This window comes from Mucilaginibacter ginsenosidivorans (genome assembly GCF_007971025.1).
In the GTDB taxonomy this organism is placed as follows: Bacteria; Bacteroidota; Bacteroidia; order Sphingobacteriales; family Sphingobacteriaceae; genus Mucilaginibacter; species Mucilaginibacter ginsenosidivorans.
Window position 1 is genome coordinate 4,332,742 of the sequence record NZ_CP042436.1, and the last position, 23,307, is coordinate 4,356,048.

10 protein-coding genes and 1 tRNA gene are annotated in these 23,307 nt (G+C 45.5%); 7 read left to right on the forward strand and 4 right to left on the reverse strand.

The window, feature by feature from the left end:
- Positions 1-86: 86 nt before the first annotated feature.
- The 4 genes from FRZ54_RS19835 (at position 87) to FRZ54_RS19850 (ending at position 4,920) form a co-directional block, all read left to right on the forward strand.
- On the forward strand, positions 87-2,708 hold the full coding sequence (locus FRZ54_RS19835; RefSeq protein ID WP_147033551.1) for a GH116 family glycosyl hydrolase: 2,622 nt from the start codon (positions 87-89) through the stop codon (positions 2,706-2,708).
- On the forward strand, positions 2,705-3,028 hold the full coding sequence (locus FRZ54_RS19840; protein WP_147033552.1) for a peptidylprolyl isomerase: 324 nt from the start codon (positions 2,705-2,707) through the stop codon (positions 3,026-3,028). Before FRZ54_RS19835 ends, FRZ54_RS19840 begins: the two co-directional genes overlap by 4 nt.
- A gap of 75 nt (positions 3,029-3,103) precedes the next feature.
- Positions 3,104-4,732, forward strand: coding sequence for an ABC-F family ATP-binding cassette domain-containing protein (locus FRZ54_RS19845; RefSeq protein ID WP_147033553.1), 1,629 nt, complete (start codon positions 3,104-3,106; stop codon positions 4,730-4,732).
- Between the two features lie 115 nt (positions 4,733-4,847).
- Positions 4,848-4,920, forward strand: a tRNA-Lys gene (locus tag FRZ54_RS19850).
- 128 nt (positions 4,921-5,048) lie between these two features.
- Here the strand turns inward: FRZ54_RS19850 and FRZ54_RS24855 are convergent.
- The 4 genes from FRZ54_RS24855 to FRZ54_RS19865 form a co-directional block, all read right to left on the reverse strand.
- Positions 5,049-5,177 carry a hypothetical protein gene (locus FRZ54_RS24855; protein ID WP_262712273.1) on the reverse strand — a complete coding sequence of 43 codons (129 nt, stop codon included), beginning with the start codon at positions 5,175-5,177 and terminating at the stop codon, positions 5,049-5,051.
- A 1-nt stretch (position 5,178) separates the two neighbouring features.
- Positions 5,179-8,754: a VCBS repeat-containing protein gene (locus FRZ54_RS19855; protein WP_147033554.1), complete on the reverse strand. Its 3,576-nt coding sequence runs from the start codon at positions 8,752-8,754 to the stop codon at positions 5,179-5,181.
- Positions 8,755-8,941: 187 nt separating this feature from the next.
- Entirely contained in the window at positions 8,942-10,666 is a 1,725-nt protein-coding gene (locus FRZ54_RS19860; protein ID WP_228462550.1) for a RagB/SusD family nutrient uptake outer membrane protein, read from the reverse strand.
- A 29-nt stretch (positions 10,667-10,695) separates the two neighbouring features.
- Positions 10,696-13,884: a SusC/RagA family TonB-linked outer membrane protein gene (locus tag FRZ54_RS19865; protein WP_147033556.1), complete on the reverse strand. Its 3,189-nt coding sequence runs from the start codon at positions 13,882-13,884 to the stop codon at positions 10,696-10,698.
- A gap of 364 nt (positions 13,885-14,248) precedes the next feature.
- Between FRZ54_RS19865 and FRZ54_RS19870 the strand changes: the two genes are divergently transcribed.
- From FRZ54_RS19870 to FRZ54_RS19880, 3 genes are all read left to right on the forward strand, one after another.
- Positions 14,249-18,424 carry a hybrid sensor histidine kinase/response regulator transcription factor gene (locus FRZ54_RS19870; RefSeq protein ID WP_147033557.1) on the forward strand — a complete coding sequence of 1,392 codons (4,176 nt, stop codon included), beginning with the start codon at positions 14,249-14,251 and terminating at the stop codon, positions 18,422-18,424.
- Between the two features lie 176 nt (positions 18,425-18,600).
- Complete coding sequence (locus FRZ54_RS19875) at positions 18,601-20,772, forward strand: glycoside hydrolase family 3 C-terminal domain-containing protein (protein WP_147033558.1); 2,172 nt, start codon at positions 18,601-18,603, stop codon at positions 20,770-20,772.
- A gap of 21 nt (positions 20,773-20,793) precedes the next feature.
- On the forward strand, positions 20,794-23,193 hold the full coding sequence (locus FRZ54_RS19880; protein ID WP_147033559.1) for a glycoside hydrolase family 31 protein: 2,400 nt from the start codon (positions 20,794-20,796) through the stop codon (positions 23,191-23,193).
- The last annotated feature ends 114 nt before the right edge of the window (positions 23,194-23,307 follow it).

Here is a 23,307-nt window from a genome sequence, read left to right on the forward strand (position 1 = left end):
GTATATTTAGTCTTTGCCAACCTGGATAGCGATTTACTTTTATAGATGCTTAATTTATTTCAGTAAACTTTGCCAATTTATTGCAAATGAAAAAGAACGCCGGAAGAAGAAATTTTTTAAAAAATATCACCCTGAGCGGAGCCATAGCTTTAGTGCCTTCCGACATTGTAAATCTTACGACAGACAAGGAACAACACGTCCCTGATAAATCCGATCAAAAAGAAACAACCAAACGTGCTTACAATACCGCTTACACGGGCGAATACCTGAATCGTGTTGCATTCCCGATAGGTGGCATTGGTGCAGGCATGTTTTGCCTTGAGGGGACAGGCTCAATAGCACAGGTCTCGACCCGCAACAGCCCGGACATGTTCAACGATCCCGGGGCATTTGCCGCAATAGCTGTGAAGGGGATTGTCAACGGCGCAAAATTGCTTGAAGGCCCGGTGCCTAACTGGAAAAAATTTGGGCTGCACGATGCCGGCAACGGTTTGGGTGGCTCGACTACCGGCCTGCCGCATTTTCATGCCGCGAGTTTCAAAACGGAGTTCCCATTTGCTCACATCAAATTGGACGATAAAGATATCCCGCTTGATGTGAAGCTGACTGGATGGAGCCCGTTTATCCCTACTGATGATGATAATTCCAGCCTGCCTGTTGGAGCGCTCGAATATACTTTTACCAATACAGGCAAATCGGCTATTGAAGCAATATTCTCTTTTAATTCAAAGAATTTTCTAAGGGTCGATGATGGCAAAAACAGCATCCGGGAAACAAAAAATGGTTTTATACTTTTTGAAGGCGGAACCAAGGAAAAGCCCTATCCGTCTGAGTTTGCTATGTTTACCGATGACGATAAGACCATAGTCGACTATTGCTGGTTCAGGGGCGGCTGGTGGGACCCGCTAACCATGGCATGGAACACAGTTAAAAACGCCGAAACCAGGGAAAACCCTCCCGTACCTGCCGATGCTCCCGGTGCCAGTTTATACGTTCCGTTCAACCTTTCGCCGGGCAAGAAAAAGGTGATCCGCCTGATGATGGCCTGGTACACGCCCGATTCAGAGTTAACCTTCGGTGAAATGGGCAGGCGTAAGGATTGCGACCCCTCAAGCGGGTGTTGCAATACGCCAGGCGATCTGCAGCTTGATAAATACGATAAGCATTTTGACGGCAAGTTTTATAAACCGTGGTATAGCAGCCGGTTCGAAAGTATCAATGCTGTTATTGATTACTGGAAAAGCCGCTATGATGATCTGCGGAAAAATAGCGCTCTTTTCAGCAAAGCTTTCTACAATTCAACACTTCCGCCCGAGGTGACCGAAGCGGTGGCCTGCAATCTTTCGATACTTAAATCGCCAACCGTAATGCGTCAATTCGACGGGCGCCTATGGAGCTTTGAAGGATGCGGCGACAGCGGGGGCTGTTGTCACGGTTCATGCACGCATGTCTGGAACTATGCACAGGCCATTCCTCACCTGTTCCCTGCATTGGAGCGTAGCCTTAGGCACACAGAGTTTTGCGAGAGCCAGGACGAAAAAGGGCATCAGAATTTCAGGTCGAACCTTCCGATCGGTCCCGCAACGCATACTTTCCATGCTGCTGCCGACGGCCAATTGGGTGGCATCATGAAAGTTTATCGCGAATGGCGTATCAGCGGCGACGATAACTGGCTGCAAAAAATGTATCCCATGGTAAAAGCGAGCCTTGATTATTGTATCCGAACCTGGGACCCGCGCAACAAGGGGGTGGTAGAAGAGCCACATCATAACACCTACGATATTGAGTTTTGGGGGCCGGATGGAATGCACACGAGTTTTTACATCGGTTCGCTAACCGCCATTATTTTAATGGGTGAACATTTGGGGAAGGATGTGAGCGGGTATAAAATGTTACGATCAAAGGCAAAAATTGCGCTTGAAAATCAGCTGTTTGATGGAGAATATTTCATACAGGACATTACCTATACGGGATTGAACGCTCAAAACCCGGCTACTGCCAAATCGTATGGCGGCGAATACTCAAAAGAAGCCATAGCGCTTTTAGAGAAAGAGGGCCCGAAATATCAATACGGCAAAGGTTGCCTGTCCGACGGCATACTCGGCGTCTGGATCGCTCAAATGTGCATGGTACCCGAATCTATCAACAGCAACCTCATCAAAAGTCACTTACAATCGGTCTTTAAATACAACTTCAAAACCGATCTGAGTGAACATGCCAACCCACAAAGGCCTGCTTACGCCCTGGGGGATGAGGGCGGCCTGCTACTATGTACCTGGCCGAATGGTGGCAAACTGTCCCTGCCATTTGTCTACAGCGACGAAGTTTGGACCGGTATCGAGCACCAGGTAGCTTCACACCTGATGCTCACCGGAGTAGTTAATGAGGGTCTTGCGATACTACGAGCCTCGCGCGACAGGTACGACGGGCGCATCCGCAACCCATTTAATGAATACGAATGCGGACATTGGTACGCGCGGGCTTTATCAAGCTATGGATACCTGCAGGCGCTTACCGGTGTAAAGTATGATGCGGTTACCAAAACGCTGCATATCGATTCAAAAGTGGGGAATTTTACGAGCTTCCTGTCCACGGATACCGGTTTCGGAAATGTAAGCCTGAAGAGTGGCGAGCCATCGATAAATGTTATGTATGGTAAGATTGATGTAAAAAAAGTTTTCGTATCAGGAAGGGAATCATCACTATGAAGGTGGCGGAAAATAAAATGGTGGCCTTAAGATATTCAATCAAAAATAGCCGCGGAGCAGTGATAACGGAAATCATGAACGATACACCATTCAGATACTTATGCGGAAGCGGCGGCATTTTGCCCGCGCTTGAAGAAAATATATACGGTATGCATGCCGGCGACCAAAGGTCGTTCGTCTTGTTAAAAGAGGAGCAGCCGGGTTTATTCGAAGACCTGCATATAGATGTAGTAATTGACGAAGTGCTTGATCCCACACCTTTTGAAATGCCGCAAATCATATCAAAAGCTGATTGCAGCGGTGGCGATTGCTGCTGCTGATAAACGCCTTAATTTGACCCCGATCCTAAAAATCCGCCCGAATAACCGTACCTTTGCCGCAAATTAAGGTGCAGTATGATAACAATATCCAATCTTTCACTTCGCTACGGTAAGCGTACACTTTTTGAAGATGTTAACTTAAAATTTACCCAGGGCAATTGCTACGGTATTATCGGCGCTAATGGCGCAGGTAAATCAACGTTTTTAAAGATACTTTCGGGCGATATTGATCCCACAAGCGGATCGGTAAGTTTTACGCCAGGCGAACGCATGGCCGTGCTAAGCCAAAACCACTATGCGTTTGATGAATTTACCGTTATTGAAGCTGTGATGATGGGGCATAAGGAAATGTATGCCGTGATGAAAGAGAAAGACGCTATTTACCTGAAAGAGGATTTTTCTGATGCAGACGGCGAACGTGCAGGCGAACTGGAAAACCTTTTTGCCGAAATGGACGGTTGGAACGCTGAAAGTAATGCCGCAACGCTGTTAAGTAACCTCGGCATCAAAGAGGAGTTTCACTATAGTTTAGTTAAGGATCTGGACAATACCCAAAAGGTACGTGTATTATTGGCCCAGGCGTTGTTCGGCAAGCCCGATATCTTATTACTGGATGAGCCCACGAACGATCTGGATATCCATACAGTAAGCTGGTTAGAGGACTTCTTAGCCAGTTATGAGGCCATCGTACTAGTGGTATCGCACGACAGGCACTTCCTGGATACAGTTTGTACCCACGTGGTTGATATAGATTTTGGCAAGATGACCATATTTACCGGTAACTACACATTCTGGTACGAGTCGAGCCAGTTGGCTTTACGCCAGCGTTCCGATCAGAATAAGAAGCTGGAAGACAAGGTTAAGGAACTGCAGGATTTTATCCGCCGCTTCAGTGCGAACGCCTCCAAATCTAAACAGGCAACAAGCCGTAAAAAAGCCCTGGATAAGATCAATCTTGAAGAAATACAGCCATCGAACCGCAAATACCCGGGTATTATATTCAATAACCTTGGCCGCGAGGCCGGTGACCAGATATTGCAGATCGAGGGTCTGAGTAAATCCTTGAATGGCGAACTTTTGTTCGATAATATTCGCCTGATCGTCAATAAAGGAGATAAAATTGCCGTCTTGTCGCAAAATAGTTTAGCAACCACGGCCTTCTACAATATTCTTACCGGAAGGGACAAGGATTTTAAAGGCGAATTTAAATGGGGAGTAACCATCAATTTCGCCGATATCCCCATTGATAACACGGAATATTTTGAAGGCAAGGATGAAAACCTGATCGATTGGCTGCGGGAGTACTCCACCGGTGATAAGGACGACCAGTTCATCCGCGGTTTCCTGGGCCGGATGCTATTCTCGGGCGAGGAAGTATTGAAAAAGAGCAATGTACTGTCAGGAGGCGAAAAAATGCGCTGCATGTTCAGCCGTATGATGCTGCAGCAGGCTAACCTGTTAATGTTTGACGAACCGACCAACCACCTCGACCTCGAATCGATAACGGCGCTCAATAACGGTATGAAGGATTTCAGGGGTACTATCCTGTTCACTTCGCGCGACCATGAACTGACCGAAACAGTCGCAAATCGCGTAATAGAACTGACACCCGGCGGCCTGATCGATAAACTGATGACGTACGACGAATACATCAACAGCGATGCAGTGCAAAAGCAAAGGGATGAAATGTATGCTTTAGCATAGAAATCGGTAACCGGAGACCCGGAATTTGGAAAAAAGTTTGTTAATCTTTAATCGCTGGTCGCTGGTCATTATTTTTTAAAAAAAAATCCGTTTATTTGCAGCCCAAACAAAACCCGACTCCGTAGCTCAGTTGGTAGAGCAACAGACTCTTAATCTGTGGGTCCTGAGTTCGAGCCTCAGCGGGGTCACTACAAACAAAACCGCTTCTTTACCAGAAGCGGTTTTTGTTTGTAGTTTTTTGAAGGCTATGCGTTATCATTATTGTACAGGTTGTCCCGGGACTGTATTTCTTATCGTCGTTCCGGATCGTTGTCGATCATTTTAAAAAGAAACCCAGTAACCCCTTTTGCACCTGCGCGGTTTGTTCCTGAACGATCCAATGCCCGGCATCTTTGATGATCGCCTCATGTTTCACATGGAAAAGCTCTTTTTTTTTCCGGACCATGTTAATTTACTTTAACTGTTCGCGTCCTGTTTTTATCATCAAAAAAAGTGACACTGGTAATTTGGTCATTAAGTTTTATAAACCGAGCTGACTGCGACAGGAAGGAAGAACCATAATAAAATTCTTGCTTTTCTGTTTTTCCGTTTTTATAGGTTATCACTGCATAGTTGTCCGTTGACGCGGGCGATAAAGTACTCGACCCGGAATTTAATTGATAAACCTTCATAAAATCCTTATCCTGGCTTGCTGCCAAAAGCAGGTGCCCCTTATTGTCCCTCAACTTAACCAAAGCTTTCCCGTTTCCGGGGATATAAATGCCGCTTTGCGCAATGCTCATCGGCTTAAAACCGCCCTTGTCATCACCTTTCAGGATCAAACCGTTAAATGCATCATACCTGCCTATGGATACGTCTGTGCCGTAATCATTTCCATTGACGGCAACATCCAGGTTGCCATCACCATCGAAATCACCAGTTACCATTCCGTTCAAAGTTGAAAATTGTGCTTCGGCGGGCAGCGGTATAATGGTAAATTTTCCGTTCCCGTCATTACGCAAATAACACGACTTCAGCAGATTGGCTTTAAGCCGTAGGGCGCCCTTTCGCTGTTCAGGTGATAATATGTCATCCATTGTCGCGGTTGCGTAAGATTTGTAGTTGGTATATTTCTTTTTCATGCTGATCATCTGTTTCAGCATGTCATCGCGCCCATGCATTGGGAATTCCTTTTTATCACCGTTCTGATCGGGCAGGAAGATCGATGGTATAGCCGAATAGGTGCCGCTTTGGTCGAAATCCTTTGCGGTAATATAGATCGGGTATTTATCGCTGGCCTGTAGTAAGCTGTTTTCGCCCAGGTTTCCGACAATATAATCTATACGGCCGGTGTGCCTGAAATCGCCCGCCACAATTGAATTCCACATACCCAATTGACCGCCGACGCCTGTGTTTGCTGTCACGTTCACAAACTTTCCATGGTCGTTCTTAAGAAAAGTAACCGGCATCCATTCACCAGCCATCACCAGATCAGGCCAGCCGTCGCCGTCAAAATCGGTAAAAAGGCCGTCGCAAACCATGCCAGTGTTTTTTAGGGCAGGCGCAACCTCGTTGGTTACGTCGGTGAATTTAACCACACCATTCTGACTATCGTTACGCAGGATGCAACTGGACACCGCCTTAGGGTAGTTCCATGGGTCTACCCTACCCGAAACAAACAGGTCAAGCTTGCCATCCTTATTGTAATCTACGGCCCGCACGCATAGTTTGCTGGTGTGATCCATCGGCAATGCATTTGCTGCCAGGGTGAAATTCCCTTTTCCATCGTTAAGGTATAAGCGGTCCTGGTAATTCGGACTGCCAGGAGCGTCCTTGTAACCTCCACTGGCGATATACAGATCAGGTTTACCATCACCGTTGACATCAAACAGCAACATTCCCTCATCTTTCGCCTCCGTGAACTTGCCTTTCTGGTCGGGGAACAGATCGCGCCTCATGAACTTACCGTCAGCCTGCTGCAAAAACAACTGGGAATGAAGCGCCGAATTGCCTGCGGTCACGATATCATCCAGGCCATTGCCATCAACATCTGCCACAGCAAGTGCAGGGCCGTATTCCGATAGTTTGTGTGGTATTAGCTTTTGAACATTAAAGTCAATAAAATCGCCCTCATCGTGGTGGTATCTGATATTTTTAACGCTGTCCACCTCGGTGAAAAGGGTATTCCGGGCAATTTTTGGCTGTTCCCATGAATAAGATTCTTTTGCGTTAACAACATTAGCCGTAAGTACCTGGTCGGCTTTCACATTTTTTAGCACCTGCTTTTTGCCATTTGGCCAGCGAATTACTACCGAATCCAGTTTACCGGTTTTACCCAGTCCAAAATGCGCTATATTTTCGTCGGTCGACAAGTAGCCACGGTACGGGTTATTTTCCGAAACCTGGTGCTTGCCGTTATCATAATAAATGTCAGCCCAGGCGCCCAACCCATTCAGGTTATGTCCCGTTCCTTTGAATTTTACCTGTATATAATGTGTGTCCGTGCTATCCTTATCACGCGAGGTATTACGATATACAAATGCTTCATCATTGATGTTATTGACGATCATATCCATCGCTCCATCGTTATCAAGGTCAGCATAGACCGCTCCATTGGAAAAGCTTGGTATAGCAAGCCCCCAATCCTTCGTTTCGTCCTTGAAAGTAAGGTTCCCGTTATTTTGGTAAGCATAGTTGTGGATCTTCACCGATGGAATTTGCTCGAGTACCTGTTTTTTTGACCCTATTGCATAAGCATTTTGCCGGTACACCATAAAATCATGATCTGTTACGTCTTTGGGAAATCCGTTGGTCACGATCACATCCCGGTAGCCATCATTATTAAAATCGGTTATCACAGGCGTCCAGCTCCAATCGGTTTGCGCAATACCGCTCATAAACGCGATCTCGCTGAATGCAGGTGCGCCAAGCGAGTCGTTTTGCAGCACCCTTGGCCCCTGGTTAAGCTGCAGGGTATTTCGCACATATTGATACTGAATATGAAAAAGGTTAAAACTCTGTATAGTTTGATAACTGTTTGGTGGCATCATCATTTTCTTACGATAATTATCCTCCGGGTTCATATCCAGTTCAAAAACATCGGCAAGGCCATCATTATTGATATCGACTATATCCTGGCCCATCGCGTTGAATGAGGTATGCTTAAAGTATTCTTTGGACTTGTCGGTGAAAGTGCCGTCGTGATTGTTAATGTACAACAGGTTCGGCGAGAGGAAATCGTTGCTTACGTAAATATCTTTCCAGCCGTCGCGATTAATATCGACTACGGTTGCGGCATGGCCCAATCCCTGCAGATCAATGCCCGCTTTAAACGAAACATCATGAAAAACAGGATGCTTCAATTTTGCATCCCACTCCGCATGATATAATCTCCCCATGCTTGAATGCGGGTATTTGGCCGCCGCGGGGCCAAAAATATTGGGGTAGTAGGTTGAACTGGCCTCGTTATCTGTAAGATACATATCCGGGTTACCATCATTGTCATAATCAAAAAAGGTAGCCATGGTTGATTGTATATGAACGTCAAGTCCGTATTCCTTAGCCATTTCTTTGAAATGCGGCACCCCATCCTTATCAATCCCCTGGTTCACATACAATAAGTTAATCCTGCGGTTTGAATCGGCATAAACCGTATTACATACATAAATATCCATCAGGCCGTCACTGTTAATATCGACGACTGAAACGCCTCTTCCCCATCGGCCCGCGGCGCCTACCCCGGCTTTGTCCGTTACATCTTCAAATTTGAAATCACCTTTGTTGATGTACAGTTTATTGGATACAACATTGCCGGTAAAATAGAGGTCCTGCAAGCCATCGTTGTTAAAATCTCCTACGCCAACTCCCCCGCCATTGTAAATATTAACGATATCGAACGGGTTGATGGTGTCATTTTCCACGATCTGGTTATTAAAATGAATACCGGAATGTGAAGAGGATATCTTTTCGAAAAGCATATGCTTTTTACACGAAAAAAAGCTCACCAGCCCAAGCAAAAAAATAAATGGATAAAACTTTTTCATATAAACAGGTTAATAACCGGGGAGCCTAAAGTGCCGAATGAATTTAACTTTTTTATTGGATAGCTCAAACCCGGTGATAAAAATACCTGGCGCTGTTACGCCGGGCTCTATTAATTAAGAAAGGCTTTCCCCAATCGGGGAAAGCCAGGCCAATTATAAATCAACTCTCATGTTGTGTGTTGAGTTCTCATCTGTAAGCCGGGTTTTGGGTCAGGTTCGGGTTAAGCCCGATAGCGGCCTGCGGGATAGGGAGCAGGTCACGCCCGTCCGGTAATGCTGTACGCCAAACACCATGTGGCTGGCCATCATGCGTCGGCCCTGGAGCCGGGTTAGGTTGCGGGGTCGATGTTGCATCTGTGCCGTATGCTTCATGAATAAAGGCCGCTGCTACGCCAGGGCCTGCCCTGCGAAGATCGTAGAACAACGAGTATTCGCCTGTCAGCTCATGCCTGTATTCGCTCAAAACCATTTGCAGTGGGTCGGTTATCGGAGCAGCAGCAGTACCGTCATACTTAGCACCATCCTGCATCGTCGCCGGAGCAGTACCGCCCCATGCCCGGTCTCTCACAGTTTTAATATCGGCTAAGCCGCCCGCAACATCACCGGTGCGGATTTTGCATTCGGCCCTGTCAAGCAATATCTCTGCATAACGCAGTAATATTTGGTTTTGCGAGCCGAATATCACCTGTGAGCCAGAGTTACCGGTAAGGTTGGGGTCCCTCCATTTTTTTGCACAATAGTAGCCGGAACGTTTCTGGTCGGATACGCCATACCATGGTTTGGTAGCCGTTCCGCAGGTGTTAATGATCTTGCCATCATCGCCAATATAACGCGGGTCGCCATTGGTAAAACCCGAAACTACTTCAGGATAGCCTTTTATGCCACCCCACTTGGCAACTATGCCGGGGCTGACGATCGCATCGCCGGGGCCAATTATAGTGCCACCCTTGCGCAAGTCGCCGGGCTGATAGGAAAGCCACAGGCCGGGGTTACCATAGTCATATCCAAAATTATCCACTTCTTCGGGCCAGCTAAAGTCGTCTATCCAGGCAACTTCGCCGCCGTTCTGCCAGCCGCCGTCCCAGCTTTGTGAACCTTGTACGTCGAACTGTATCTCGAAGAGCGACTCATCATTATTTTGATGATCAAACTCGTGCACATCCATAAAGTTCGGCAGCAAATGGTAATTGTTCGTTAGTTCCGGATTGTTAAAAGCCGTTAATGCACCCGCATAATTACCAAGCCACATTTGTGCAGCGCCCTCAAAACCGTAAGCGGCGCCCTTCGTGGCACGGCCCAGGTCTGTTGATGGCAGTGTTGTTTTAGACAAAAGAAGTTGTTCCGCCTGCTGCATGTCTGCTACTACCTGCTTGAATACGTCATCCTGCGAGCTGCGGGGTGTTAATCCGTTGGTTGTCGCGCTCAATTCTAAAGGAACTCCACCAAACGATCCTGCAAGGTAGTAATAGGTCATACCCCTTAAAAAGTATGCTTCTCCGGTAAGGCGGTCGGCTAAAGCAGGGGTAACTATGCCCCTCGCCTTTGCGTCAGCAATAATGCCGAAAGCAGCATTCGCCCGGGCTATACCGATATAGGCATTGTTCCAAAAGGTTGAAAGCGCTCCGAAATCGGAGTTGATCTGGTAGTTATTCCAAACAATGTCGGCTCCGTAGTTGAACCAGTCATGGGTCTGGAAATTTGCATAGTACCAAATTGATTTCTTCAAAAGGTCGCTGTTCTGGTAGCTGTCGTAAATGCTGTTTACCAATGCTACGACATCCGAAGATTTCTGGAAAGTAGCGCCGGCCGTAGACGAGAAGGTATTCGTCTGCGTTAAAAAGCTCTTTTTACAACTGAGCGGGATCAATAGCACCGCGACCAGGGCTATCAGCGAAATATTTTTCTTATTCATTTTCATATCTTTCAATATTATATTGCTCATTATTTGAATGTCACATTTAAACCGATAGTGTAAAACCTGGACGATGGATAAGTGCCATTATCCACGCCGTTCTGGGTTGCATTGCCTCCCTGCATACCTACTTCGGGATCGAGCCCCTTGTAGCTTGTTATTGTAAACAGGTTTTGGGTTGAGAAGTATACCCTTACTTTGGCAAGTGACGCTTTGCTCACAAGGTCAGCAGGTAATGTATAGCCTATTGTTAAATTTTTCAATTTCAGGAAGCTCCCATTCTGTATCCACGAGCTTGAGGGCACGTTGCTCCCGATAGCATCGTCGTTGTAATTGGCCCTTGCATAGATATTGGAAGGGTTGGTCGGTGTCCAATGATGCAAATAATAATCGTAGCTAACATTTTCGACACCAACAAAACTCCGGTTCTGGAAGCTTTCCAGCGAGCTTTCTTCATAGTTCAGGATCTTGTTTCCATAAACGCCATAGAAATAAGCGTTAAAGTCCCATGCCCGATATGAAAAGTCAAAGTTCAGGCCTCCATAAAACTTCGGTATCGGGCTGCCCAAACTTACCTGGTCAGCCGGTGTAACCTGTCCATCACCATTGGTATCAGCAAAATAGCGATCGCCGGGGCCGGTTGCAGTTTTCTGGTAGTATGGATTGGATGGATTTTTAGCCGCTGCTGCTGCATTTAATGCATCCACCTGTGCCTGTGTCTGGAATATACCAAGTGTTTTGTAACCGTAGAACTCGCCTACCGGCTGTCCTACATTTGTTTCGGTAAAGGTCGACCAGCCGATACCCGCTAAACTAAGGCCACCGAAGTTGGTTACAAAATTCGTTCCGGATGTAATACTGGTCAACTTGTTACTTACAGTGGTAAGCGTTAAGCCCACGCCATATTTGAACTCACTTGTGCGGTGATTATAATTGATAGCAAACTCGAAACCCTTATTTTCCATGCTGCCCACGTTGCGGGTAAGGAAATTATAACCCGTTTGCGCAGGAGCAGCCAATGTCAGCAGGAAGTCCTTTGATTTCCTGTCGAACCAGTCAACCGTCACTGTCAAATCGCCGTGCAGGAACGATATATCTGCACCAATATCGGTTTGCGTATCTGTTTCCCATTTCAGATTAGGATTTGCTGGTTGAACCGAAGCAATACCGCCCTGGTACAACTTATCAAACGGATAACCAAGGTTACCGCTGGTGGCCGGAGCTGACCCCGTTGAGTAAAGGGACTGGTATTGGAAAAGGCCGATAGAGCCCTGGTTACCAACCTCGCCATAGCTGGCCCTGATCTTCAGGTCTGACAGCCAATCCACATTTTTCAAAAACGATTCTTCTTTTGCTTTCCACGCTACTGCACCTGATGGAAAAGTACCGTATTGATGTCCGGCGTCAAATTTGGACGAACCATCCCGCCTGATAGTCCCTGTTACCAGGTACCTATCGTTGAAATTGTAAGTTAACCTGGCAAATTGCGAAGCCAGGGAATAAATGCTTTGGCCATTGCCCAACGCATCAAGCTGCAGGTTACGTACCTGGCCCAAATCGCGGATAACGCTGTTGGGCGGGATACCGCTGCCGCCCATGGCGGTGTAAGTATTCTTTTGTTCCGAAACACCACCCACGAAGCTTATGGTATGCTTACCGAAAGTCTTGTCGTAAGAGATCGTATTTTCCCACAACCAGTTAAAAGTTTGATTTAAGTGCTGGCTGTAAAAAGCATTTTGGGTTGCACCACCAAGATTGTATTGCTGATCGAGGCGGTCATCCTCAGGCTGGAAGAAATAACCATTGTATTCATTCACGTTAACCCCTGCATTGGTTTTGATCTTAAGGCCGTCAATAATCGTAGCTTCTAATGAAGTATTGGCCAGTAAGAAATTGGTGAGGTTTTGATAACGGTCATTTTCTACCGTGAAAACCGGGTTACCGTATTTGGCAACATAAGTATTTTGCGGGTTATAAAAGCCGTAGTTGTTATTATTGTCCTTTATCAGGGATGTTTGTTTGTTACCACCGTCTAATGTAGGCGGCAATTGGGTCAATTGCACCAGGCTGCCTGTGCCGAACGGGTTGTTCGAATCCTGGTAAGTGTATTTGACGCTGGTTGATGACTTGAACCATTTCATAGGGTTATAGTCAACATTCGAGCCTAATGTTACCCTTTTAAAGTATGAGCCCAGCACAATGCCTTTCTGATCATAATATCCAAGCGATGTTGCCGATTGCACTTTCTCACTTCCACCGCGTACAGCCAGGCTGTAACTCTGGGTTAACGCAGTACGGTACATAGCATTTTGCCAGTCAGCATTGGTTAACGAACCCGGCGTACGCCATTGCTGCAATTCAGCAAAGTTGTGTTGCGGGTCGGCATCAGCCACTTCATTGGCCAATGTGGCCCATTGCTGCGCATTCAGTATATGATATTCCTTAGGTTTGCTCTGAAAAGCATTATAGGCATCGAATGACACTTGTACGCCATCTTTTCGTCCCTTTTTTGTCGTTACAATGACAACGCCATTTGCTGCGCGAATACCATAGATCGCAGTTGCAGATGCGTCTTTCAATACGTCGATAGATGCAATGTCGCTCGGGTTGATATTATTAATACTGCCGTCGAGAGGATAGCCGTCCACTACATAAAGCGGTCCGTTACCGCCGCTCGCCAAACTACCAATGCCTCTGATGAGTACGCTGATATTACCGCCTGGCGATGCATCGTTGCTCACTACCTGTACACCGGCTGCCCTGCCCTGCAAAGCCTGGTCAAGCGTGGTTACCGGAACAGCCGCTATCTGTGCCGATGTTACAGAGCTAACCGAACCTGTCAGGTCTTTTCTTTTGGCTGTACCATAACCAACAACAACAACCTCCGACAGTGCTTTGTTGTCGGTGGCCATTTTGACGTTAACTGCCGACTGCCCCCCTATTGGAACCTCCTGCGTAGCATAGCCGATATAAACAAATACCAGCGTGCCGTTAGCCGATGCTGTGATGGAGTAATGACCGTTTACATCGCTGACCGTTGTTGTCCGGGCGCCTTTAACTGTGATAGTTACTCCCGGCAAAGGCGATCCGTTATCGCCATCGGTTACCGTCCCTGTAACGGTATTACTTTGTGCAAAACCGGTGCTGCTTACCAGCAGCAGCGATAAGCACAACCCGACTAAAGTCACGACGTGAATAATTCGTAATTTTTTAATCATAATAAGTTTTGATGAAGTTGAAAATTGGTTGTATTTGACAATGAATAAAATTATTGCCTGAGGGACACTGACTGTAACACAAATGTTAAAGTTTATACAACAAATGTTAAACGGGTATTTTTTAACTGATTATCAATTATTTACGAAAATAAAACTATTGGGTTAAATTCTATTGATGGCAATTAATGGTCTATTTATAACATTTGTTGATACTATTTTACACCATATTTTGTACACATTTTTAAATGGTACTCTTTTAACACTTTAAAAAGTTCCGGTTCCTGTTAATTATTATTGTATATCTAACATTTATTCATAATTTAGATTCATCCAAGGCCAATCGGCCATACCAATTATAACTTTAATGAGAGTGAGACCTTTCTTACTGATGGCGTTTTTTTTTCTAATGCAGCATGCGCTGTACGGCCAGGACAACCCTTATCAATTCTATCACCTGGATATTAATAACGGACTATCGAATAACCAGATCAATTGCATTTTCAGGGACTCAAAAGGCTTTATGTGGTTTGGCACGACTTCGGGCCTCAACCGCTATGATGGTTATAAATTCAGGGTTTTTAAAAATGACAACAGGGACACTAACTCGATCGCCCAAAATTTCGTCTCGAATATATTTGAAGGACCCGAAAACAAAATGTGGGTGCTAACGCACAACTACTTCAGTATTTATGATCCGCAAACCGAAAAATTCTCCAATAATATACATAGTCAGCTCGACAGGTTCAGGATTGGCACATCAGACTTACGCTTAATTAAAAAAGACAGCTGGGGAAATTTTTGGTTCATTACAAACAACAGGGGCGCGTACTGCTATCAACCTCAAAGCGGTATAACTGAATTTTACGATCATTCAGCGAAATCGAAGATTTCCCTTCACTCCGACCAGGTGATGGATATAGCAGATTGCGGGAATGGTATTATCTGGGTGATCTACAGCGACGGTGTACTTGAAAAACTGGATATTAATAATCACCGTATCATCGAAATTGCACACGTACCGGCAACAACCGAGGGCAAAAGCAATTTTTCATTTTTTGCAACTGTCGATCAGCAGCAAAATCTTTGGCTATGGGCGAATGGTAGCCAGATAGGGGTATACAGGTACGATGCCGGCTTAAGGTCTTTCAAACATTTCGCCAAAGAAGAACCGGGATACAAGTTGAATTCCAATATTGTTAATTCCATTACCATTGGCGATGACCAGAAGATTTGGATAGGCACGGACCATGGCGGGATCGACATTGTTGACCCGAAAACTTTCAATATCGTTTACCTGACTTCCCGCGAGGATGATCCCAAATCGCTCAGGGGAAATAGTGTGGTATTATATAAGGACGTGGAAGGCATCATTTGGGCTGGCACCTACAAGCAAGGTATAAGCTATTACCGCAAGGGTATTTTTCAGTTCCCACTTTACAGGCATTTTCCTGCAGACAAAGCGAGCCTGCCTTTTGAAGATGTGGACTGCTTTAAAGAAGATAAAGCCGGCAATTTATGGATAGGCACCAACGGAGGCGGCTTGATCTATTTCGATAGAAAAAACAATAAATACACACGATATACGCATGATCCCGGGAATGCCAACAGCTTAAGCAATGATATAGTGATAAGCTTATGCATAGACTATGAAGGCAAACTCTGGATAGGAACTTATTTTGGCGGGCTTGAATGCTTTGATGGTAAAACATTCACTCACCACAGGCATAACGATAAGATAGCAGGAACCATTTCAGACGATCGGGTATATTGCCTGTTCGAAGATCGGTCACACAATATATGGGCTGGCACATTTGCCGGCGGTATAAGTGTTTATAACAGGGCAACCGGCTCATTCACAAAACCTTTTCCTAATTTAAGTTCCAGCTACATAGCTGCACTTTACCCCGACGCGCAGCAAAACGTTTGGGTTGGCGAAGATGAAGGGATCGATGTTATCAATACCAAAACCAACAAGATAACACGTTATATCCACCAGTCCAAAAATCCCAATAGCCCTATCGCTTATGATATTAATGGAATAACCCAGGATAGCAGGGGATTAATGTGGATAGGAACAAAAGGCGGTTTAAGCGTACTAAATCCTAAAACAGGCAAATTCACGAACCTGGACGGTAATACAAACCTTCCTGCAAATAATGTCCTGAACATTATTGAAGACAAGCAGGGACGGATGTGGTTAAGCAGTTCCAACGGCATTGCCTGTATCAGCATCAGGGGTAACAACAACAACTACCAGTTTGATATCAAGAACTTTGATGAAGCCGACGGGTTACAAGGCAGGGAGTTCAATTTAAATGCCGCCTACAAAACGCGAAATGGTGAAATGATATTTGGAGGGGCGCATGGTTTTAACTTCTTCGATCCATCAAAAGTCAGCATCCAGGTTCGGAAACCTAAGCTCGCGTTTACCGATCTCCAGCTTTTTAACAAAAGTGTAGCCGTTGGTGATACTATTAAAGGTTCGGTCGTTCTTCAAAAGGCCATATCATCAATCCAGTCGGTAGTTTTCAACTACAGGCAAAATGTTTTCAGCATTGAGTTTGCGGCTGCCGACTTCTTCAATCCGAACAAGATCCAATACCAGTACAAACTCGAGGGATTCGACAAAGGATGGTTAAACAGCCCGGCAACATCAAGAAAAGCCACCTACACCAACCTCGACGCAGGGGACTACGTTTTCAAAGTAAGGGCATTTAATACCAATGATGCCGGCAATGCCGGTACAATTGCACTTAAGATAAAAGTTTTACCGCCTTTCTGGAAGTCGCCGCTTGCTTATGTGCTGTATGCAATTGCTTTTATAGCGGCTTTGCTTTATATCAGGCATCGCGGGATATTAAAATTGAAGAAGGAATTTGAAATAAAGCAACATCAATTGGAGACCGAGCGTCAGATCGCAAAGGAACGGGAAGAAGCTCACCGGATGCACGAACTGGACCTGATGAAGATAAAATTCTTCACCAACGTGAGCCACGAATTCAGGACACCGTTATCGCTTATCCTGTCCCCTATCGACCAGATGATCAAATCGAGCGACAAACCCGATCAGCAACAACAGCTAACCATGATCAAAAGAAATGGACGCCGTTTGCTTAACCTGGTTAACCAATTACTTGATTTCAGAAAAATGGAGTTCAAAGAACTGAAATTAAGTCCCGCTAAAGGTGATATTGTGAATTTTACAAGAGAGGTATCAGCCTCGTTTTCAGATATTGCTGATAAAAAGAATATACGTTTCGCGTTCGACTCCGAAATCGAATCGCTCTTTACTGCATTCGACCACGATAAGCTCGAGCGGGTATTATTCAACCTGCTGTCAAATGCTTTTAAATTCACACCTAACGGGGGGCATATATGTGTGTTCCTTAGCCTGAAGGCTGAAACCGACGCCGACGGTAAACAACTGCTTGAAATAAAAGTGCTGGATACTGGTATCGGCATCAATGCCGATAAGCAGGAAAAGATATTTGAAAGGTTTTTCCAGGATAATATGCCTCAAAACCTTCTAAACCAGGGCAGCGGCATTGGTTTATCTATCACACGTGAATTTGTAAAGATGCATGGCGGCGATATCTCTGTCGAAAGCGAAGTTGGCGAAGGAAGTTGCTTTACAATCCTTTTGCCTGTAATCGCCGGACACCAGGCGTCGGAAACGGACGGTGTCCAAAAAATTGCGCCGGAATCGAAAAAGGTTAAAGAACATAACGGCGACCCGGCGCGGAAACCTCTTGTATTATTGATAGAAGACAATGACGATCTGCGCTTCTATCTTAAAGACAATCTGAAACACCTGTTTACCATTATTGAAGCCAATAATGGCAAAGAAGGTTGGCAGAAAGCACTGGCTTTACACCCCGGCATTATCGTGAGTGACATCCACATGCCCGAAATGAACGGTATAGAACTATGCGAAAAAATAAAAGCAGATAGCAGAACAGCGGATATACCGGTAATTCTACTCACCGCTTTATGCGAAGAGGAGGACCAGTTGTCGGGCTTAGGAAGTGGCGCGAACGACTACGTGATGAAGCCGTTCAACTTTGAAATATTGCTTTCCAAGATACAGAACCTGCTGCATTTGCAGGAAACGCTGAAAAGGACCTATCAAAAGCATGTCGAAATAAACGTACAGCAAATGGAGATCGAGTCGGAAGACGAAAAATTCATAAAAAACGCCGTAACTATTATCGAAGCGAATATTACCAATTACAACTTCTCGGTTGAAGAATTGAGCCGGCTTCTGCTCATGAGCCGGGTATCTTTATACAAAAAGCTACTTACACTTACCGGAAAAACTCCCGTTGATTTTATCAGGTCCATAAGGTTGAAGAAAGCGATGCAATTATTGCAAAAAAGCAAACTGAATATTGCGAGCGTAGCCTATGAAGTAGGCTTCAGCAACCCTACCTATTTTGCAAAAGTATTCCGCGAGGAATATGGAGTGCTTCCTTCCGATTACGTTAACCAGCTCAAAAGGAATGAGGCCAGCCAGGAAAGCAGTCTGGCAGGGGCAAGATAATATTGTGATCTGGTCATACCAACCTAACAAACGTGTTATCTTTTACAGATTTAACATTTATTGTATTTATTTTAACTTTTGTTGCAGATAAAAAAAAAAGCTTAGAATAGTTTTACAGCATATTGTCATTGGGTGAATTCAATGGCTCTTTTTGGTTTACTTGGGCAATACCTGATATGCTGTTTAACCTGGATTTCAGAATTATTTTCAGACTTGTATGTTGCGTCATATTGGCATTGATCCAATCGGCCGCTTTTTCCCAGTATAAATATCCTTTTCAGAACCTCGGCTTACCTGTTGAAACGCGTATAACAAATTTACTTTCATTAATGACCATTGATGAAAAGGTGGACTGCCTGGGCACCAACCCAACGGTCGAACGGCTTGGCGTGAAAGGCACCCGTCATATCGAAGGGCTTCATGGCGTTGCAATGGGCGTTGTCGGCAACTGGGGCGGCAAAACGCCCGTCCCCACGACTATATTCCCGCAAAGCATTGGCATGGCCGAGACCTGGAGCCCGGAACTGCTACAGCAGGCCGCATCTATAGAGGCCAACGAGGCAAGATATCTTTTCCAATCAGAAAAATATAAAAAAGGCGGCCTGGTAGTTCGGGCACCCAATGCCGACCTAGGCCGCGACCCGAGATGGGGCCGCACAGAAGAATGCTATGGAGAGGACGCTTTTTTTAATGCGACTATGGTTGCAAGCTATATAAAAGGGCTGCAGGGCAACGATCCGAAGTATTGGGAAACGGCGGCACTGATGAAACACTTTTTGGCCAACAGCAACGAAGACAGCCGCGACAGCAGTAATTCGGTATTCGATAACCGGCTGTTTAACGAATATTATGGGTACACTTTTCGCAAAGGTATAGAAGTTGGTGGTTCAAGAGCTTATATGGCTTCCTATAATAAGGTAAATGGTATCCCCCAGGCAGTAAACCCTATGCTCAAAAATATTACAGTTGAGCAGTGGGGACAAAATGGTATTATATGCACCGACGGAGGGGCCTACCGGCTTTTGATGACTGCCCATCATTACTATCCAACTGCGGAAGAAGCCGCTGCCGGGTGTATCAAAGCCGGCATTAACCAATTCCTGGATAATTACAAGGCCGGTGTAAAAGGCGCGCTTGATAAAAAACTGGTAACGGAAACAGATATCGACCAAAATCTGCGCGGCGTATTCCGTGTGATGATCAGGCTTGGTCAGTTGGACCCGCCGGAGATGGTGCCTTACACATCAATTAAAGATGGACCCGAGCCATGGCTAAGCAAGGGCCACCAGGATTTTGCGCGGTTAATCACTCAGAAATCGATCGTATTACTAAAAAACGGACAAAACCTTTTGCCGCTTGACAAAAACAAACCAGGAACAATAGCGGTGGTCGGCCCCCGTTCAGCAGAAGTATTGCAGGACTGGTACAGTGGTACCCCACCCTATAGCGTGAGTCCGCTGGATGGAATAAAAAACAAGGTCGGAACCGGTGTTAAAGTGGTTCACACTACAAATAATTTAGTTGCAATAAGCATGTCAAAGGCCGCCGATATCGTTATTGTATGCGTAGGTAACAACCCTTCAGGTAATTTAGGGTGGAAGAAGGTAGACGGGCCTACCGAAGGCCGCGAGGCCGTTGACCGTCAGAGTATTTCACTCGATTCTTTGCAGGGAGACCTGGTTAAAAAACTTTACGCAGTTAATCCGCATATAGTAATGGTGCTGGTAAGTAGCTTTCCTTACGCCATTAACTGGGAACAAGAACATATACCTGCTATTCTGCATTTAACCCATTGCAGCCAGGAACTGGGCAATGCACTTGCCGATGTCATTTTTGGCGATGCAGATCCCGGTGGCAAACTGGTTCAAACCTGGCCAAAATCGATCAGCCAGCTACCGCCGATGATGGATTATGACATCCGCCATGGCCGCACCTATATGTATATGAAAGATGAGCCTTTATATCCTTTTGGTTTTGGGCTAAGCTATACCAAGTTTAAATATTCGAACTTGCAGGCGCCTTCTAAATGCGGTTCGAAAGATAGTCTTTTCGTTACCATCGACGTGGAAAATACAGGAAAGCGGGTTGGTGATGAGGTGGTTCAGCTATACGTCAAACACATGGGGTCGAAAGTTGAACGCCCGTTAAAGGAATTAAAGGCCTTTAAACGAATAAGCCTGGAGCCGGGAAAAAAACAAACAGTGCAATTGAAATTTGCAGCATGGGATCTCGCTTACTGGAACGATAGGAAAAACGATTTTATGGTAGAAAGCGAGCCGGTGATGTTAATGGCGGGCAGCTCTTCAGCCGATATCAGGGAAACAACGACGGTAAAAATAAAAAATTAATTAAACCAATAATACATTTTCATGATCAGCAAATACCTCCCCAACTACTCTCCTAAGTTGCTAATTATTGTATTGGCCCTGTTTTTTACACATATCACCAGCGCATCCGTCAAAAGCTATCATAAGGACGTGGATGGCGTAAGCTTTACACTGGACAAGGGCTTGATGAAGGTCAGGATATGCAGACCGGATATTGTTGAAGTGAAATACACCGTATTCGAAAAGCTGCCCGCGTTCAATTCGCTGGTTGTGAACAATGCATTTAAAATGCCGTCAAAATTTACCGTCACCCAGTCGTCTAATAGTATCGATATTAATACCGGAAAGCTTATCGTCAGGATCGACCGTAAAACCAATGCGATAACTTACCTGACTGCTGCCGGAAAGATCATAACGTCGGAAGATAAAAACAATAAAGAGATGCATCAGCAAACCGTGGCGGGCATCGATACTTACAGTTGCAGCACAACTTTTAATTCGCCCGCTGATGAGGCCCTTTTCGGTTTAGGCTGCCATCCTACAGATTCGCTGTCGATCAATTATAAGGGCCGCGACCAGGATATGGCCATCAGGTATATGACCGGCGCCATACCTGTCTTGCTATCGACTAAAGGATACGGGCTGATGTGGGATAATTATTCTGCGTCAAACTTTTACGGAACAGAAGCGGATAACACAAAGTTCAGGTATGTTTCGGAAAGCGGGAAACAGGTAGATTATTATTTTTTCTACGGCCCCAGTTTTGACCATATTATTGACCTGTACCGCACCACAACCGGTAATGCACCGATGTACCCAAAATGGGCATTCGGTCTTTTTCAGTCGCAGGACAGGTATTTGAGTCAGAAAGAAATACTTTCTGTAAAGGATAACTACCGTAATAACCATATCCCGGTAGATGTTATCGTGCAGGACTGGTATTATTGGGACCCGCTGCCTATCGGTTCGCATGTGATGAAACCCGAGCGCTATCCGGACCCAAAGGCAATGGTCGACGAATTACATAAAGCGCATATACACGGCATGATATCCATCTGGCCGGTGTTTGGTAAAGGAACGCCCAATTATGATGCTCTGGATAAGAACGGCTTCCTGACCAGCATTACCTGGGATAACGTTGTTACCCACACTTTCGATACTTATTACGATGCCCACAACCCTGCTGCGCGCGAAATGTACTGGGACCAGGCGCGCGACAGCCTGGTAAAACGTTACGGCTGGGATGCCTGGTGGGTGGACCAATGCGAGCCCGACAATGGCACCCTGCTGGATGAACGCCGCAAAGCCAATTTCTCTGTCGGCAAAGGCATCGATTATTTTAATACCTATTCGCTGGAGCATTCCAAAGGTTTATATAAAGGCTGGCGGCGGGATATACCGGGCAAACGGGCCTATTTTCTTATCAGGCAGGCATTTGCAGGCGAGCAGCGCAACGCAGCTACTTTATGGTCGTCGGATATCAGTTGCTCGTACCAGGCTTTAAAGAGCCAGGTGCCACAAGGCATCAATGCCTGCGCATCAGGTATCCCCTACTGGACATCAGACATAGGCGGCTATCACTATCACTGGAAAGCTCCTGATTGGTCGAAACCCGAGTTCCAGGAGTTGTTCACACGCTGGTTCCAATTTGGTACTTTCAGCCCTATTTTCCGGATACACGGAAAAGGCGAAAGGGCATTGTTCTCAAAAAACTGGAGCGATAGTACCAAAGCTATTTTGTTGAAATATGATAACCTGCGCTATCGCCTGCTGCCATATATTTATTCACTTGCGGGTAAGGTAACCCAGGAAAACTACACCATAATGCGTTCACTGGCATTTGATTTCAGGAACGATAAAAATGTATATGATATTCCCGATCAATACATGTTTGGGCCTGCATTCCTGGTAAACCCGGTTACAGAGCAATTGTATTCCGGCGAGAACGCGGCCTTGGGTAAACATACCCGTGAGGTATATCTGCCTGCCGGAACTACGTGGTATGATTTCTGGACAGGCAAAAAATATAACGGAGGTCATAAAATCGAGGTGGATGTACCTATAGAAACCATGCCACTTTATGTAAAAGCTGGTTCGATCGTCCCAATGGGTCAGCACATGCAATATGCTACCGAGAAACCCGCCGATGTTATGGAGCTAAGGATATACACCGGCGCTAATGGTGAGTTTAAATTTTACGAGGACGAGAACAATAACTACAATTACGAAAAAGGCAGCTACGCCACATTTAAGTTTATATGGAATGACCAATCACGTCAGCTAAGTATTTCGGACACAAAAGGCGACTTCCCTGGCATGCTTAAAAAGCGGACATTCAATATCGTACTTGTAAAGGGCAGCCACGGCAGCGACGAAGGAATAACAGCAAAGGCCGACAAAACGGTTACTTATGCAGGAAAAGCCATAAGCATAAAATTGTAATCTCCCAGGGTCCGGCACCGGGTTTGTTAACAAAATTTAATAATTTCGGTCAGAATTATTGAGAATTTGTCATCCAATTCTGTTGTTTGTCATACCAATTACATTTAAAACCTA